The organism is Pseudomonas sp. MHK4, assembly GCF_054600775.1.
Genome location: NZ_BAAIAK010000006.1, coordinates 262,131 through 278,034, shown reverse-complemented (window position 1 = coordinate 278,034; position 15,904 = coordinate 262,131). Strand labels below are relative to the sequence as shown.

At 61.6% G+C, this 15,904-nt stretch carries 14 protein-coding genes; 10 read left to right on the top strand and 4 right to left on the bottom strand.

The features are described 5' to 3' along the window. Positions 1–1,091: 1,091 nt before the first annotated feature. On the bottom strand, positions 1,092–2,120 hold the full coding sequence (locus ACYP2Q_RS17750) for a D-cysteine desulfhydrase family protein (protein ID WP_459731698.1): 1,029 nt from the start codon (positions 2,118–2,120) through the stop codon (positions 1,092–1,094). Positions 2,121–2,346: 226 nt separating this feature from the next. Between ACYP2Q_RS17750 and ACYP2Q_RS17745 the strand changes: the two genes are divergently transcribed. Next, on the top strand, positions 2,347–3,570 hold the full coding sequence (locus ACYP2Q_RS17745) for a YbfB/YjiJ family MFS transporter (RefSeq protein WP_459731697.1): 1,224 nt from the start codon (positions 2,347–2,349) through the stop codon (positions 3,568–3,570). Here the strand turns inward: ACYP2Q_RS17745 and ACYP2Q_RS17740 are convergent. Further along, complete coding sequence (locus tag ACYP2Q_RS17740; RefSeq protein ID WP_459731696.1) at positions 3,462–4,445, bottom strand: LysR substrate-binding domain-containing protein; 984 nt, start codon at positions 4,443–4,445, stop codon at positions 3,462–3,464. The genes ACYP2Q_RS17745 and ACYP2Q_RS17740 overlap by 109 nt on opposite strands. Positions 4,446–4,580: 135 nt before the next feature. On the opposite strand from ACYP2Q_RS17740, the gene ACYP2Q_RS17735 reads away from it, so the two are divergent. Continuing rightward, positions 4,581–5,135, top strand: coding sequence for a nucleotidyltransferase family protein (locus tag ACYP2Q_RS17735; RefSeq protein WP_459731695.1), 555 nt, complete (start codon positions 4,581–4,583; stop codon positions 5,133–5,135). Positions 5,136–5,675: 540 nt separating this feature from the next. Here ACYP2Q_RS17735 and ACYP2Q_RS17730 read toward each other — a convergent pair. After that, positions 5,676–5,882, bottom strand: a complete 207-nt coding sequence (locus ACYP2Q_RS17730; protein ID WP_459731694.1) for a hypothetical protein — start codon at positions 5,880–5,882, stop codon at positions 5,676–5,678. Between the two features lie 508 nt (positions 5,883–6,390). On the opposite strand from ACYP2Q_RS17730, the gene nspC reads away from it, so the two are divergent. Together nspC and ACYP2Q_RS17720 are read left to right on the top strand one after the other, a co-directional pair. After that, a complete protein-coding gene (nspC, locus tag ACYP2Q_RS17725) occupies positions 6,391–7,488 on the top strand; it encodes a carboxynorspermidine decarboxylase (protein ID WP_459731693.1) in 1,098 nt (365 codons plus the stop codon). A gap of 27 nt (positions 7,489–7,515) precedes the next feature. Then, on the top strand, positions 7,516–8,760 hold the full coding sequence (locus ACYP2Q_RS17720; protein WP_459731691.1) for a saccharopine dehydrogenase family protein: 1,245 nt from the start codon (positions 7,516–7,518) through the stop codon (positions 8,758–8,760). A 129-nt stretch (positions 8,761–8,889) separates the two neighbouring features. Here ACYP2Q_RS17720 and ACYP2Q_RS17715 read toward each other — a convergent pair whose 3' ends face one another. Then, entirely contained in the window at positions 8,890–10,281 is a 1,392-nt protein-coding gene (locus tag ACYP2Q_RS17715) for an aldehyde dehydrogenase family protein (protein WP_459731690.1), read from the bottom strand. A 100-nt stretch (positions 10,282–10,381) separates the two neighbouring features. On the opposite strand from ACYP2Q_RS17715, the gene ptrR reads away from it, so the two are divergent. The 6 genes from ptrR to ACYP2Q_RS17685 all read left to right on the top strand — a co-directional run bounded on the left by ptrR (position 10,382) and on the right by ACYP2Q_RS17685 (position 15,894). Then, entirely contained in the window at positions 10,382–11,254 is an 873-nt protein-coding gene (gene ptrR / locus ACYP2Q_RS17710) for a putrescine utilization regulator PtrR (RefSeq protein WP_459731689.1), read from the top strand. A gap of 83 nt (positions 11,255–11,337) precedes the next feature. Further along, complete coding sequence (locus tag ACYP2Q_RS17705) at positions 11,338–12,060, top strand: GntR family transcriptional regulator (protein ID WP_459731687.1); 723 nt, start codon at positions 11,338–11,340, stop codon at positions 12,058–12,060. Further along, the gene (locus tag ACYP2Q_RS17700) at positions 12,057–12,845 is read left to right on the top strand and encodes an SDR family oxidoreductase (RefSeq protein ID WP_459731686.1); all 789 of its coding nucleotides are present in this window, start codon (positions 12,057–12,059) and stop codon (positions 12,843–12,845) included. Before ACYP2Q_RS17705 ends, ACYP2Q_RS17700 begins: the two co-directional genes overlap by 4 nt. A gap of 93 nt (positions 12,846–12,938) precedes the next feature. Further along, the gene (locus ACYP2Q_RS17695) at positions 12,939–13,871 is read left to right on the top strand and encodes a beta-keto acid cleavage family enzyme (RefSeq protein WP_110751312.1); all 933 of its coding nucleotides are present in this window, start codon (positions 12,939–12,941) and stop codon (positions 13,869–13,871) included. 36 nt (positions 13,872–13,907) lie between these two features. Next, entirely contained in the window at positions 13,908–15,248 is a 1,341-nt protein-coding gene (locus ACYP2Q_RS17690; protein WP_459731684.1) for an MFS transporter, read from the top strand. Between the two features lie 115 nt (positions 15,249–15,363). Then, positions 15,364–15,894 (top strand): gamma carbonic anhydrase family protein, encoded by a 531-nt coding sequence (locus ACYP2Q_RS17685; protein WP_448119024.1) that lies wholly within the window; start codon positions 15,364–15,366, stop codon positions 15,892–15,894. The last annotated feature ends 10 nt before the right edge of the window (positions 15,895–15,904 follow it).

Here is a 15,904-nt window from a genome sequence, read left to right as displayed (position 1 = left end):
CCTTCATCGATGGGAAGCGGGGCGTTACTGTCCTGCTCGAGCCGGATTTCTTATCCGAGCAGGCACCATTCAACGCTTGCTCAGATCGTGTGATCTTGTCGGAGAAGGGCCAGGTGCGTGGGTGGTAACGTTCGACTAATTGCTTGGGCAAGATCACGCCCTGCTCGAAATGCCGGATGCTGCTGTCGTCCTTAACTGAATGGTGGCGAATATTGCCGACCAATTTCCCACAGATGTACTCCGATCAACTGTAGGAGCCGGCTTGCTGGCGATGGCGGCCTTACAGCCGACCTGGATTTTACTGACCGAGTACATATCCATTCCTGCGGTAACGGCCACCTATGGTTTCGCCCTTACGGCGAGTCCCTCATGTCAAACGCCCGGAGTGCCGGCCCAGACAAAAGGACCCAAAAAGTCTTGCCCCACCATTCGGCCCCTCGCTAAGGCTCGGGGGACCCTCACTCCGGCATTGCTCCGTGGGCCCGCCGCAATCCGTCATCCATGGCCGAGGGCGGCGATCCCGGCATCCATGCCGGGATGCCCACTGTGCAACGCCTGCGTTCGGCCTCTGGGAATGAGGCAGGTAGAGCAAGATCAAAAGCCAGAGCAAAGTAGAGCCAGAGCCGACCTGGCACTTGTAGGAGCGAGCTTGCTCGCGGAAAACGTCTGGACAACGCATTCATTCAGAAAGGGCGCGTCATCGTTGACGACCATCGCTGGCAAGCCAGCTCCTACAGGGGAACGCGTACCACCGGACAACGAGGTCGAGCGTTAGCTCGCCTCGCTTTGGCTTTTGATTTTCTTGCCACCTCGCGAGGGTATGCCGAGCATTAGCGAGGCACCGAACGCCAGGGGCAAGAGCGTTTGGTTACTTTGCGCCGGGCGGCGTTCCGCTCTTCAAAGTGACCCGCTGTAAGAGCGGAACCATAGGTGGCCGTTACCGCAGGAATGGATATGTACTCGGTCAGTAAAATCCAGGTCGGCTGTAAGGCCGCCATCGCCAGCAAGCTCCCCACAGTGGATCGGGTACGGCCGCGAGAGATTGGTCGGTTTTTAAGGCCGCTATCGCAGTCTATGGACATGATTGACCCTCAGTCAAAAGCGCTACGGTAGGCAAACAGCCCGGGCATGCCACCAGTCATCACAAACAGCAGATCGCTCCCCACCGAATAGTCTCCCCGGCGTACGGCGGCGAGCAGGCCGGCGAAGGCCTTGCCGCCGTAGACGGGGTCGGTGAGCAAACCTTCCCGGGACGCAAGCAGGCGAACCGCTTCAAGCATCGCCTCGGTCGGCGCGCCATAGGCATCGCCGCGTTGGCTGCCATCCACACGAATCGAGGTGTCGACCAGCGCTTTGGACGGGTCCAGAAGCTGTAGAACCTGACGGGTTTTTTCCAGGGTCGTGGTCGTGGCCAGCTCCTCGGTCACCAATACCGAGTAGCCGAGGATCTGCGTCGAAGCGCCCGCCAGGGTGACACCGGCCAGCAGTCCTGAGTGCGTGCCAGCGCTGCCATTGGGCACGATGATCTGCTCGAAGTGCACATCCAGCGCATCCGCCTGGCGCAGGATTTCGCCCGCGCAGGCGGCATACCCCAGGCTGCCCCGGGGGCTGGACCCGCCGAGGGGCATCACGAAGGTTTTTTTACCTTGCCCCTTGAGCGTGTCGACCAATTCGGCCGCATAGGTGTCAGGCACGACGCCCCGAGCCAGCCGATGGACCTTCGCCCCAAACAGTGCATCCAGCAGCACATTGCCGTTGTGGCAAAAGTCGTCGTCGGTGCGCACGGCCGAGGGGGTCAGGATCAGCTCGCAGGCGAGGCCGTGACGGGCCGCCACAGCGGCGGTCAGCCGCGCATGATTGGACTGAAAACCGCCCCAGGTCACCAGGGTATCGGCACCTTCGGCCAGGGCTTCGCCGAGCAGGAATTCGAGTTTGCGCAGCTTGTTGCCACCGCCGCCGAGACCGGTCAGGTCATCGCGCTTGACGTAGAGGTTGCAGCCATTGAGTTCGGGCAAGCAGCTCAATCGGGACAGTTTCTGGATCGGGGTCGGGCCTTCGAGCAGGGTCACCCGTGGGTAGGCGGCCAGCGCGGCATCAAGAAGATTCAAGTCGTGGGGCATGAAGGATCGCTCAGGGAGTAAGAGAAGCTCGGTGGGCTTGAACGCCATTTGCCACTGTAGAAAGCCGTGGCTTGAAGATATACCGCAGGCAAGGAATTACAGTTGATACACCGTGTAATGAATAGCGATATCTCTATTGCAGATAGGTGTGATCTTGATAATTCGTTTATTGAGATATCATCGCGCGAGATAAGGTTTGCCCGACTGAAGAAGGGAAGGGCAGACGATGAACAATGTGAAACCCGCGACGGCCGACAGTGCGCCACATCCCGGCAGCCCATGGCGCGGCACTCTGGCCGGGTTTTCGGCGAGCCTGGTCGGGATTGGCCTGGCTCGATTTGCCTATACGCCGCTGCTGCCGGCGCTGGTCGGCGCTCATTGGTTTGACGCATCCAGGGCGGCCTATCTCGGCGCGGCAAACCTGGCGGGGTATCTGGCCGGGGCGATTTTCGGCCGCACACTGGCGGCGAAAACTTCAACCCGATCGACCCTCAGGGCGATGATGCTGCTGGCCAGCATTGCGTTTTTTGCCTGTGCCTGGCCCCTGTCCTTTTCCTGGTTCTTCGCCTGGCGATTCCTTTCGGGTGTGGCGGGTGGAGCGCTGATGGTGCTGGCCGCGCCGACAGTGCTGGCGCATGTGCCGCCCGCGCGCCGGGGCCTGGCGGGCGGGGTGATCTTCATGGGGGTGGGCGTCGGGATCGTGGCGTCCGGCACCCTGGTGCCGTTGCTGCTGCAACAGGGCCTTGGGCAAACCTGGCTGGGCCTTGGAGTGATCGCGCTGTTGCTCACCGCCATTGCCTGGCGCGGCTGGCCGACGGAAAACGCGTCGGTGGCCAGCGTTGCCGAGCACCATCACTCGCTGCCCAACGGTACTCTCAAGGCGCTGTATGTGGAGTACGCGCTGAACGCCGCCGGTTGGGTGCCACACATGATTTTCCTGGTGGATTTTGTCGCGCGGGGCCTGGGCCAGGGCCTGCAGACCGGCGCGCAGTATTGGGTGCTGTTCGGCATTGGCGCCACCATCGGCCCGCTGCTGGCAGGGGGGCTGGCGGACCGGGTTGGCTTCGGTCGCGCGTTGCGGGTGTCGTTCATCATCGAGGCCATCGCCGTTGCGGTACCGGCCTTCGCACCGGGCAGCCCCTGGCTGATGGCATCCAGCGTGACGGTCGGCGCCTTTGTCACCGGGACCGTGCCGCTGGTGTTGGGACGGGTCCAGGAAATCCTGGCCCGGCATCCTGCCCGGCAAAACGCGGCCTGGCAGACCGCCACCGTGGGTTTCGCTCTGTTCCAGGCGGTCGCCGCTTATGGGCTGTCGTTCCTGTTTTCCTACAGCGGCGGCAACTACAGCCTGCTGTTCCTGATCGGCACGGCGGCCATGTTGCTGGCCTTTGTGATTGACCTGCTGGCGCTGTTGCGAAGCTCGCCAGGCCAGGACGAATCGGTCTCTTGACGTTCGCCTGCGCCATCCACACGCACGCTGTGCAGAAAGGTGGAAAGGGCACTGGAGAAATAACCGTCGATGCGCCGCACGAACACCGTCTCCACTTCACCCAGCTGGGGGGACAGTTCGTGCACAGCAACCAAGCCCTCGCGGGCAGCGTTGGCAACCACACCCCTGGGCAACAACGTAACCCCGACCCCGGCTGACACGCAGGCGATGATCGCTTCGATGGAGCCGAACTCGAGCGGTTCGGGGGCGGGGGCGCCGAGGCTGGTCAGCAGCGTGTCCAGGCGTTGGCGATAGGAGCAGCCAAGGCGGAAAACCACGGTCTTGAGGTTCAAGGCAGTGGCGACATCAACCAGGTGGTGCAGGGCCTGTGAGGTGACCAGCACCAGTTCTTCGCGAAAGACCACTTCGCTGTGCAGCTCCGGATGATTGACCGGCCCGACCACGAACGCGCCCTCCAGCTTACAGTCGATGACGTCCTGGATCAGGCTGCAGGTAGTGCCGGTGCGCACCACCGGGCGAACCTCGGGGTAATCCTTGGCGAACCGGGCGATCAGCCGCGGCAGACGCAGGGCCAGGGTGGTCTCCAGCGTTCCGATCTCCAGCACGCCCCTGGGCTGTCCGTCATCGCGGGCGGCGCTGGAGGCATCGAGCAGCAGTTTCGCCAGGCGGTCGGCAAAGGGCAGGATGCGCCGTCCCGCGGGCGTCACCTGTACACCCTTGGCGCTGCGTTGGAACAGGGCCACGCCGAGCTCGTCCTCCAGCGAGCGAATCCGCGCCGATACGTTCGACTGCACGGTGTTCAGTTCGCTGGCAGCCTTGTTCATGCTGCCGTGGCGCGCTACCGCGGCCACTACCTTGAGATCCGTGACATCCATCGAACTTACCTATCTGAAAAAGGAATAACTAATGCTGATGGCTGAGCCTGTAAGAGATTATGGCTGATGGGGTTGGAAGACAAGTTTTGCTGTAACTTAGGCGACAGGACTGACTCGCTTTTCAAGGGATGAACCATGACATTGACAGCCGAAAGATTGGTCGGCATCGCACTGACCAACCCCATCAACGCGCAATTGATTTCACGCTTGCCCAAGCTCGGCCTGGATCAATGCCTGCTCACGGCGGGCTGCCTGTTCCAGGCGGTATGGAATGCACAGGCGCAGCGTGATGCTGGCTGGGGCATCAAGGATTACGACGTTTTTTACTTTGACGCGGACCTGTCCTGGGAGGCCGAGAACGCGGTCATCCATCGGGCTCGACCGCTGCTGCAGGACCTGGGGGTCAACGTTGAATTCAAGAATCAGGCGCGCGTGCACCTTTGGTACGGTCAGCGCTTTGGTGGGGCCTACCCCAGGCTTGAATCGGCCAGGGACGGGGTTGATCGCTATCTGGTGGCGGGCACTTGTATCGGCCTGGATGTCGCCAGCGGCGAGGTCTATGCCCCTTACGGTTTGGCGGATGTCGACGAGGGTGTGCTGCGCATCAATCCGGCAAACCCCAGGCCTGAACTGTTTGAGCAGAAGGCGAAAAGTTATCAGGTGCGCTGGCCGTGGTTGAGGACTGTGTAAGACAACGCGCCCCTGTAGGAGCTGGCTTGCCAGCGATGAAGCCGGCACAGCCAACATCTTCCTCGCCTGACACACCGCCATCGCCAGCAAGCTGGCTCCTACAGGGGATCACGGCCAGACACCAATCCCGGCAACACCCAATAAACCTGTAGGAGCTGGCTTGCCAGCGATGAGGCCGGCACAGCCAACATCTCCCTCGCCTGACCCACCGCCATCGCCAGCAAGCCGGCTCCTACAGGGGATCACGGCCAGACACCAATTCCGGCAACACCCAATAAACCTGTAGGAGCTGGCTTGCCAGCGAAAAGGCCGACACAGCCAACATCTTCCTCGCCTGACCCACCGCCATCGCCGGCAAGCCGGCTCCTACAGGGATCACCGCCAGACGCCATTCCCGGCAACACCCAACAAACCTGTAGGCGCTGGCTTGCCAGCGAAAAGGCCGGCACATCCAGCATCTCCCTCGCCTGACACACCGCGATCGCGCGGCCGGCTCCTACAAGGTTTTTGTGCAGGGCGTTGGAACACCCGCGTGTGCCGTCAGGCAATGAACGCCGATGCCTGGGCCAGGTTATTGTCCTGGGCGGCAGCGACCAGGTGCAAAGGCACATGCGGTTGCTCGACAGGGGTGAGAATTTCAAAGCTACCTACAATATGCAGCTGTCGCTCGCTCAGTCCGGTCGACTCTTGTTCCTTTGCCTTAGCCATTCTCGCGTGGTTCGCTGCGATTTCGTTGAGAGTTGACACGTTACATCTCCGGTGACTGACCAAGCGTATTGCTGGAGTCCTTTAGCGTTGATTGGATAGCCGTCGCGTCAGTTTTATGTCGTTGGCGACGGTTAACGCGGGCCGGTGCAATCCTCACGCCAGAGGAGGCCGTAATTTACCCAGGCCATTTCATTTACGACGAAAGGTTATGGGCAAGACCAAGCGTCGAAGGGCCCCGACCCGCAAGTGACAACAGCAGCAAGAATGGGACTATCCATGAGCACTCCATCAGCGCAGCACGCGGCCGAGGGAGCCTGTCACTAACAACAATAGTCGGTTTTTCTGCGGCGTCCGCCCGGTCGTCGGCGCGAACGTAAATTGGATGGCATTTCGCCTCGGCGTCATCTTTTTGTCGCGTTTTAGTGAGGTTTTGCGGGGTCGCCACGGGAATCCCGTCCGACGAACTGCACTTCTGCTCTTTCGATATGTCCCCAGTGCGGGCACAATGCGCATCCTTTTTTTGGCTGGCCTTGCCGGAGGCCTCGAAATGATCAAAACGCCGTACTACCTCATCGACAAGCAAAAGCTGCTGGGCAACATGGAAAAGATTGCCTACGTGCGTGAGCAGTCCGGGGCCAAGGCCCTGCTGGCGCTCAAGTGCTTCGCCACATGGTCGGTGTTCGACCTGATGCAGCAGTACATGGATGGCACCACCTCGTCCTCGCTCTACGAGCTCAAGCTCGGCCGGCAGAAGTTCGCCGGCGAGACCCACGCCTACAGCGTGGCCTGGGCCGATGACGAAATCGAGGAGATGCTCGACAACTGCGACAAGATCATCTTCAACTCCATCGGCCAATTGCAGCGCTACACTGAAAGCTCTGCAGGCAAGGTCCGTGGTCTGCGGGTCAACCCCCAGGTGAGCAGCTCCGATTACCTGCTGGCCGACCCGGCACGGCCGTTCAGCCGTCTTGGCGAGTGGGACCCGGAGAAGATCGAGCAGGTCATCGAGCAGATCTGCGGCTTCATGTTCCACAACAACTGCGAGAACGGCGACTTCGGCCTGTTCGACCAGATGCTGTGCACCATCGAAGAGCGTTTCGGCCATCTGCTGCATAAGGTCGAATGGGTCAGCCTCGGTGGCGGTATTCACTTCACCGGCGAAGGCTATGCGCTGGATGAGTTCTGCGCGCGCCTCAAGAACTTCTCGCAGAAGTACGGCGTACAGGTGTACCTGGAGCCGGGCGAAGCAGCCATCACCCAGAGTGCATCGCTGGAAGTCACCGTGCTCGACACCCTCTACAACGGCAAGCACCTGGCGGTCGTGGACAGCTCCATCGAAGCGCACATGCTCGACCTGCTGATCTACCGCCTGAATGCCAAGCTGGCCCCGAGCGAGGGTGAGCACACCTACATGGTGTGCGGCAAATCCTGCCTGGCCGGCGATATTTTCGGGGAGTACCAGTTCGATCGTCCGCTGGCCATCGGCGACCGCCTGTCGTTCGTCGACGCAGCGGGCTACACCATGGTCAAGAAGAACTGGTTCAACGGCCTGAAAATGCCGTCCATCGTAGTGAAACAACTCGACGGTACTGTCGAGGTGGTGCGTGAGTTCGGTTACAACGACTATATGTCCAGCCTCTCGTAAGCTGGCTGAGAAGGAGAGAGAGAAAAATTGAAGAAGAACGTACTTATCATTGGTGCAGGAGGTGTCGCCAAGGTGGTGGCCCACAAGTGCGCGCAGCACAACGACGAACTCGGTCGTATTGCTATCGCGTCGCGCAACATCTCCAAATGCCAGGCCATCATCGACAGCGTCAAGGCCAAGGGCAGCCTCAAACAGCCTGCTGAAATCAAGGCATTCACCCTCAATGCCCTGGACGTCGAAGCGACCAAGGCGCTGATTCGCGAAACCGAATCGCAGATCGTCATCAACGTCGGTTCCGCTTTCCTCAACATGTCGGTGCTGCGCGCCTGCATCGATACCGGCGTGGCCTACCTGGACACCGCCATTCACGAAGAACCGGGCAAGATTTGCGAGACGCCGCCCTGGTATGGCAACTACGAGTGGAAACACCTCGAGGAATGCCAACAAAAGAACGTTACCGCCATTCTTGGCGTGGGCTTCGATCCGGGCGTGGTCAACGCCTATGCGGCCCTGGCCAAGCAACAGTATTTCGACAGCATTGATTCGATCGACATCCTCGACGTCAATGCCGGTTCCCATGGCAAATATTTCGCCACCAACTTCGATCCGGAAATCAATTTCCGCGAGTTCACCGGGCAGGTGTGGAGCTGGCAGGACAGCCAGTGGACCAGCAACACCATGTTCGAAGTCAAGCGCACCGACGACCTGCCGGTAGTAGGTTCGCAGAACCTGTACCTGACCGGTCACGATGAAGTGCACTCGCTGTCGAAGAACCTCGGCGTGCCCAACGTGCGCTTCTGGATGAGCTTCGGCGAACACTACATCAATGTGTTCACCGTGCTCAGGAATCTTGGCCTGCTCTCCGAGCAACCGGTCAAGACCGCCGAGGGCCTGGAAGTCGTGCCGCTCAAAGTGGTCAAGGCCGTGCTGCCTGACCCGAGCTCGCTGGCCCCTGGCTACACCGGCAAGACCTGCATCGGTGACCTGGTCAAGGGCACCAAGGATGGCCAGCCGCGCGAGGTGTTCATCTACAACGTCGCGGATCACGAGGAAGCCTTCGCCGAAACCGACAGCCAGGGCATTTCCTACACCGCCGGCGTACCACCGGTGGCTGCAGCCCTGTTGGTAGCCCGTGGTGAGTGGGATGTGCAGCGCATGGTCAACGTCGAGGAGCTGCCAGCCGAGGCGTTCCTCAAGGCGCTGGACGTGATGGGCCTGCCGACCCGCATCAAGGACGAGCACGGCGACCGTGCGTGGGACTGCAACGCCTGATGACTTTGTAGGAGCGAGCTTGCTCGCGATGGACTGAAGAGCGCTGCGTTTATTCAGTAAACACGCGTCATCGTTAACGACCATCGCGAGCAGGCTCGCTCCCACATTGGATCAGCAGTGCCGATTCAATCAGTGACGATCCAGCCACACCGTCTGCGCATTGCAGAATTCACGCACGCCGAAGTGCGACAGCTCGCGACCGAATCCGCTTTTCTTCACGCCACCGAAGGTCACGCGCGGGTCGCTGGCGCAGTAGCCGTTGATGAAGACCCCGCCTGTTTCCAGTTCGCTGGCCATCTGTTCGGCCCGCTCGACATTGCCGCTATAGATGGTCGCAGCCAGACCAAATTCACTGTCGTTCGCCAGCTCCAGCGCATGCGCTGCGTCGCGGGCGGTGATGATCGAAGCGACCGGGCCAAACAGCTCCTGCTTGAATGAAGTCATCTGGTCAGTCACACCCGCCAGCACCGTGGGCTCATAGAAGTTACCCGGGCCTTCGGCTTTCTTGCCACCCAGCAACAACATCGCGCCTTCCTCCAGGGTGTCGCGCACCTGTTGATCCAGTTCATCGCGCAGATCGAAGCGCGCCATCGGGCCGATATAGGTTTCGGCGGACAGCGGATCGCCGACCACCAGTTGGCGCGTGGCGTCGACAAAGCGCCGGGTGAACTCCTCGACAATGCCTTGCTCGACGATCAGCCGCTTGGCCGCCGCACAGACTTGCCCGGTGTTCTGGTAACGCCCGATCACGGCCGCTTTGACGGCGTCGTCGAGGTTGGCATCGTTGAGCACGATGAACGGATCGGAACCGCCCAGTTCCAGCACGCTCTTCTTCAGCACTGCACCGGCCTGGGCGCCGATGGCCATGCCGGCGCGCACGCTGCCAGTCAGGGTGACGGCGGCGATGCGTGGGTCGGCGATGGCCGTGGAAACACCGTCCGGCGTAACGTTGATGACCTCGAACACGCCTTCGGCAAAACCGGCCTGCTTGAACGCATCTCGCAGCAGGTAGGCGCTGCCCATTACATTCGGCGCGTGTTTGAGCACGTAGGTATTACCGGCCAGCAGTGTCGGGACCGCGCCGCGCAGCACTTGCCAGATCGGGAAGTTCCACGGCATGACCGCGAGGATCGGCCCCAATGGGCGATATTCGATGCGTGCCTTGCCGCCTTCGACCAAGGTAGGTTCGGCGTTGAGCATGGCCGGGCCGTGTTCGGCATACCACCCGCAGAGCTGCGCACATTTTTCGATTTCACCGCGGGCCTGGGCGATCGGCTTGCCCATTTCCAGGGTGATCATGCGGGCCATGGCCTCAGCGTTGTCGCGTAATGCCTGACCGAGGGCAAGCAGACGCTGGGTGCGTTGTGCCACCGGTTGGCGGCTCCAGGCACGGAAGCCGGTAGCGGAACGCGCCAGGGCGGCCTGCAATGCCTCGGCGGATTCGAAAGGGTAGTGGCCGATCTGTTCACCGGTGGCCGGGTTGATCGAAATGGCGTGGGTAAGGCTGGATACGTTGGTCATGGCACCGTCCTGCGGGGTAGGAATGCGCTCAGGTTACGGTGCTGTATGTTTTCTTGAAACTGAATAATAATGAGCGATATGTTCACGTTTGGAGAATGAATTGGACCTGGTTCAGCTCGAGATTTTCAAGGCTGTCGCCGAGCACGGCAGCATCAGCGTGGCCGCGCAGCACATCCACCGCGTGCCTTCGAACCTGACCACGCGGATCAAGCAACTAGAGCAGGATCTGGGCGTGGACCTGTTCATCCGCGAAAAAAGCCGCCTGCGCCTGTCGCCGGCCGGGTGGAGTTTCCTCGACTACGCGCGGCGGATTCTCGACCTGGTCCAGGAGGCCCGCGCCACCGTGGCGGGTGAAGAACCCCAGGGCACCTTTCCCCTGGGGTCGCTGGAGAGCACCGCGGCGGTGCGGATTCCCGCGCTGTTGGCGGCCTACAACCAGCAATACGCCAAGGTCGAGCTGGACCTGTCCACCGGACCCTCCGGGACCATGATCGACGGGGTGCTGGCGGGCCGGCTGACCGCCGCTTTTGTCGATGGTCCGGTGCTGCACCCGGCACTGGAGGGCGTACCGGCGTTTGAGGAAGAAATGGTCCTGATTGCGCCGCTCAACCACAGCCCGGTCCATCGCGCGCAGGACGTCAACGGCGAAAACATCTACGCCTTCCGCTCCAACTGCTCCTACCGCCATCACTTCGAAAGCTGGTTCGCCAAGGACGCCGCGGTGCCGGGCAAGATCTTCGAAATGGAGTCCTATCACGGCATGCTCGCCTGCGTCAGCGCCGGCGCCGGCCTGGCCCTGATGCCGCGCAGCATGCTGCAAAGCATGCCCGGATTCAGCACGGTCAGCGTCTGGCCGTTGTCGGAGTCCATGCGCTATCTGCGCACCTGGCTGGTATGGCGCAGGGGCACGGTGTCGCAGAGCCTGACCATGTTCGTGCGGTTGCTCGAGGAGCGATGTGAGGTGCCGGATTAGGCGACCGCAGCCAGAAAAAATTTGACATATGTTATTTGTGATCACATATTGGAGCCATAAGAACGTCCAATGTGAGCTGACTCATGACAGATCAACCGATCCTCCTGCCCACCATGCGCCAGGTTTCCCGCGATACCCTGCAGGACCAGGTCTACCGGCAGATCCGCGAAGCGCTGATGAGCGGCCGCTTCCAGCCGGGCCAGAAGCTGACCATCCGTGGTCTGGCCGAGGCGCTCGGTTCCAGCCCGATGCCGGTACGTGAAGCGCTGAACCGCCTGAGTGCCGAGAACGCCTTCGAAGTCACCGAAACCGCCCGCCTGCGCGTGCGCATGATGACCCCCGAACGCCTGCGCGAAATCCGCGACGCCCGGGTGGCGCTCGAAGGCCTGCTGGCCGAAAAAGCGGTCATCCTGCTCAACGACACCGACCTCAAGGACATCAGCCATCTCTGTGACCAGATGCAGCAGGCCGCCGACAGTGTCGACGTGGCCCGTTACCTGTGGACCAACTTTGCCTTCCACCGGCGCATCTATGCGGTGGCCAAGGCCGAGCTGACCGTCGCTGCCGTGGAGAATTTCTGGCTGCACATGGGCCCCTGCTTTGCGCTGGTGGCGCCTGACAAGGCGCACCTGCAGCGCTCGATGGAAGCACACCACCGCATCGTCGAGGCCCTGGCCGCGCGTGACGGGGCCGCGGCCCGGGCGGCGGTCACCGACGACATCATGCAGGCCGCCGACTCCCTGGCGCGCCTGATCGTCAAGAGCGACCGCACTAGGTCGTCTGTCTCTGGAGTAAAAAAAGCATGAGCGTTCTCAACCGACTGATTCCCTACACCGGCCTGCGCGTCCTGATCTCCGGCGGTGCTGCCGGGATCGGCGAAGTGCTGGCGGCGGCCTACATGGAAGCCGGCGCCAGGGTGCATGTGTGCGATGTCAGCGAGGCGGCCCTGGCGGCGTTCCGCGACCGTTACCCGGACAGCGTGGCCACCCGTGCCGACGTCGCTGACCCGGCGCAGATCGAAGCGGTGTTCAAGGTGCAGCGCGAACAGTTCGGCGGTCTCGATGTGCTGGTCAACAACGCTGGCATCGCAGGTCCCACCGCCGGGATTGACGCGATCACCGACGAAGAATGGCAACGCACTGTCGACATCAACCTCACTGGCCAGTACCGCTTTGCCCATCACGCGGTGCCGCTGCTCAAGGCATCGCCCAACGCGCACCTGATCCACATCGCCTCGGTGGCCGGCCGCCTGGGTTACGCCTGGCGCACCCCTTACGCCGCGACCAAGTGGGCCATCATCGGTTTGATGAAATCCCTGGCGTCGGAGCTTGGCGAAAGCGACATCCGCGTCAACGCCTTGCTGCCCGGCATCGTCGAAGGCCCGCGCATGGACGGTGTGATCCGCGCCCGCGCCGAGCAGATGAACGTGCCTGAAGCCGAGATGCGCGAGGAGTACCTGAAAAAAATCTCGCTCAAACGCATGGTCACAGCCGAAGACGTCGCCGCCATGGCGCTGTTCCTTTGCTCGCCCGCCGCACGCAACGTGACCGGCCAGGCCATCAGTGTGGATGGCAACGTCGAGTACCTGTAAGCGACTCGACCCTGATCGCAACGACGACCGGACTTAATCCGCGTCGAGTGACCCCAAGAACTTTCTCGTCAAGAACAAGAACGGAGAACACTCATGTCCAAAAAACGCCCGATCATCATCACCTGCGCCGTCACGGGCGCCATTCATACGCCGTCGATGTCGCCGCACCTGCCGATCACGCCACAGGAAATCGCCGACGCCGCCATCGGTGCCGCCGAGGCCGGGGCCTCGATTGTCCACCTGCATGCACGCGATCCTATTGATGGCCGGCCGAGCCAGGACGTCGACCTGTTCCGTCAGTTCCTGCCGCAGATCAAGGCCAAGAGTGACGTGGTGATCAATATCACCACCGGCGGCGCTCCAACCATGGGCGTGGAAGAACGCCTGCAGCCCGTGGCGCAACTCAAGCCGGAACTGGCCTCGCTGAACATGGGCTCGATGAACTTCGGGCTGTACGAAATGCTCGATCGCTTCACCGAGTTCAAGCACGACTGGGAACGGCCATACCTGGCCGAGAGTGACGACCGGATCTTCCGCAATACCTTCCGCGACATCGCCCATATACTCAATGCCTGTGCCGAGAACCGCACCCGCTTTGAAATCGAGTGCTACGACATCGGCCACCTGTACACCGCTGCGCACTTCCTGCAGCGCGGCTTGCTCAAGGCGCCGATTTTCATTCAGTCGGTGTTCGGCCTGCGCGGCGGCATTGGCGGGCATCCTGAAGACCTGGCGCACATGCGCCGTACCGCTGACCGCCTGTTCGGCGACGCCTACCAATGGTCGATTCTCGGCGCCGGGCGCAATCAGATTCCGCTGGGCACCATGGGCCTGTCCATGGGCAGCCACGTGCGCGTCGGCCTGGAGGATTCGCTGTGGGACGGGCCGGGCAAACTGGCGGCGTCCAACGCCGATCAGGTCAAGCGCATTCGCACGGTGATCGAAGCCCTGGGCGGGCGTGTGGCGACCCCGGATGAAGCGCGGGAAATGCTCGACCTCAAGGGCAAGGACCAGGTCGATTTCTAACGCCGTACCTCTCGAAAACTCGAAAAGGTTAGTCCGATGACAATAATAAATAAAACCGACGCGCTTTCCGAACCCCGCGATTCGGCGACGTTGAACAAACTGATGTTTGTAAAGCTCATGCCGTTGCTGATCGCGGCCTACGTGCTGAGCTTTCTCGACCGCACCAACATCGCGTTGGCCAAGCATCACCTGGATGTCGACCTGGGCATTTCAGCCGCCGCCTACGGGCTGGGTGCCGGGTTGTTCTTCCTCACCTACGCACTGTCGGAAGTGCCCAGCAACCTGATCATGCACAAGGTCGGCGCGCGGTTCTGGATTGCGCGAATCATGGTCACCTGGGGCTTGATCTCGGCGGCGATGGCGTTTGTCCAGGGTGAAACCTCGTTCTACGTGTTGCGCTTGCTGCTGGGCATCGCCGAAGCGGGCCTGTTCCCTGGCGTCATGCTGTACCTGACGTACTGGTTCGGCCGCGAACAACGGGCCCGGGCGACCGGCTATTTTCTGCTGGGCGTGTGTTTTGCCAACATCGTTGGCGGGCCACTGGGTGCCGTGCTCATGCAACTGGACGGTGTCTGGGGCTGGCGTGGCTGGCAGTGGATGTTCATGCTCGAGGGCTTGCCGGCGGTGTTCTTCGCCATGGTGGTGTGGAAAAAACTGCCGGACCGCCCAAGCAAGGCGCCGTGGTTGAGCGCCGCTGAAGCCAGGCAGATCGAGCAGCAGTTGGCCGCGGAATCGGAGGAGGGCGCCGGTGCCGGTGGTCACTCGCTCAAGCAATGCCTGACCCCGCAGATCCTGTTGGCGATCCTGGTCTACTTCTGCCACCAGATCACCATCTACACGGTGATCTTTTTCCTGCCCGGCATCATCGGCAAATACGGCGACCTGAGCACCTTGCAGATCGGCTTGCTGACCTCCCTGCCTTGGCTGGCGGCAGCGGCGGGCGCCATTGCACTGCCGCGATTCGCCACCACGCCAGCGCGGTCCCGGCAAATACTGGTAGCGGGTTTGCTGACCATGGCCGCGGGGCTGGGGATCGCCTCGCTGGCGGGACCGGTGATCAGCCTGCTGGGCTTCTGCATCTCGGCGGTGATGTTCTTCGTCGTGCAGTCGATCATCTTTCTCTACCCGGCTTCGCGACTCAAGGGCGCCGCGCTCGCAGGAGGGTTGGGCTTCGTCAACTCGTGCGGCCTGCTGGGCGGTTTCGTCGGCCCCTCGGTGATGGGCTTGATCGAGCAAAGTACCGGCAATGCCATGAACGGCATGAAGGTCGTGGCGATCATCCTGGTGCTCGCGGCGCTTGCAGCCTTGCGCTTGCGCCAGGGGCATGAGCAGAAGGTGGATAAACAACGGCTGCACGGTCGGCGCCAGCCTGTATGAGTGTGCAGGGTGGGAGTGGTATCCGCGACACTTCCACCCGGTTCACTTGGTGTCTTGCTGAGTTGCTCCGCTGGCACAGCGCCAAGCGGACACCCCCCACAGAGAGGAATTTTCGATGAAGTATCGTTTGGGAGACCAACGCGTCGAAGCCCATCCGCACAGTTGGATCGCCCCCACAGCCGTTGTCATCGGCAGGGTACGCCTGGAGGAGGGTTCCAGTGTCTGGTTTGGCGCGGTGATTCGTGGCGACAATGAGCAGATCTGCATCGGGTCAGGGAGTAACGTCCAGGACGGAGCCATTCTGCATACCGATCCGGGATTCCCGTTGACCCTGGAAAAGGACGTTACCATCGGCCATCAAGCCATGCTCCATGGTTGCCACGTCGGCGAAGGCAGTCTGGTAGGCATTCAGGCCGTCGTGCTCAATGGCGCTCGTATTGGTGCGAACTGCCTGATCGGAGCCAAGGCACTCGTGACCGAGAACATGGTGATTCCCGACGGCTCATTGGTGCTGGGGTCTCCCGCCAAAGTCGTGCGCAGTCTCAGTGACGAGCAGCAGGCAGGATTGCGGGCCAATGCCAAAGGCTATGTCGCCAACGCCCTGCGTTTTTCGAAAGCGCTCTCTGAAGAGCCCGACGAATTGTAAAAAGACAAGC

Excerpts from the sequence above, each read along its gene's own strand:
- ACYP2Q_RS17705 (WP_459731687.1), top strand. The coding sequence starts at position 11,338 with ATGACAGATCAACCGATCCTCCTGCCCACCATGCGCCAGGTTTCCCGC.
- ACYP2Q_RS17735 (WP_459731695.1), top strand. The coding sequence starts at position 4,581 with ATGACATTGACAGCCGAAAGATTGGTCGGCATCGCACTGACCAACCCC.
- ACYP2Q_RS17685 (WP_448119024.1), top strand. The coding sequence starts at position 15,364 with ATGAAGTATCGTTTGGGAGACCAACGCGTCGAAGCCCATCCGCACAGT.
- ACYP2Q_RS17750 (WP_459731698.1), bottom strand. The coding sequence starts at position 2,120 with ATGCCCCACGACTTGAATCTTCTTGATGCCGCGCTGGCCGCCTACCCA.
- ACYP2Q_RS17740 (WP_459731696.1), bottom strand. The coding sequence starts at position 4,445 with ATGGATGTCACGGATCTCAAGGTAGTGGCCGCGGTAGCGCGCCACGGC.
- ACYP2Q_RS17690 (WP_459731684.1), top strand. The coding sequence starts at position 13,908 with ATGACAATAATAAATAAAACCGACGCGCTTTCCGAACCCCGCGATTCG.
- ACYP2Q_RS17745 (WP_459731697.1), top strand. The coding sequence starts at position 2,347 with ATGAACAATGTGAAACCCGCGACGGCCGACAGTGCGCCACATCCCGGC.
- ACYP2Q_RS17700 (WP_459731686.1), top strand. The coding sequence starts at position 12,057 with ATGAGCGTTCTCAACCGACTGATTCCCTACACCGGCCTGCGCGTCCTG.
- nspC (WP_459731693.1), top strand. The coding sequence starts at position 6,391 with ATGATCAAAACGCCGTACTACCTCATCGACAAGCAAAAGCTGCTGGGC.
- ACYP2Q_RS17715 (WP_459731690.1), bottom strand. The coding sequence starts at position 10,281 with ATGACCAACGTATCCAGCCTTACCCACGCCATTTCGATCAACCCGGCC.
- ACYP2Q_RS17695 (WP_110751312.1), top strand. The coding sequence starts at position 12,939 with ATGTCCAAAAAACGCCCGATCATCATCACCTGCGCCGTCACGGGCGCC.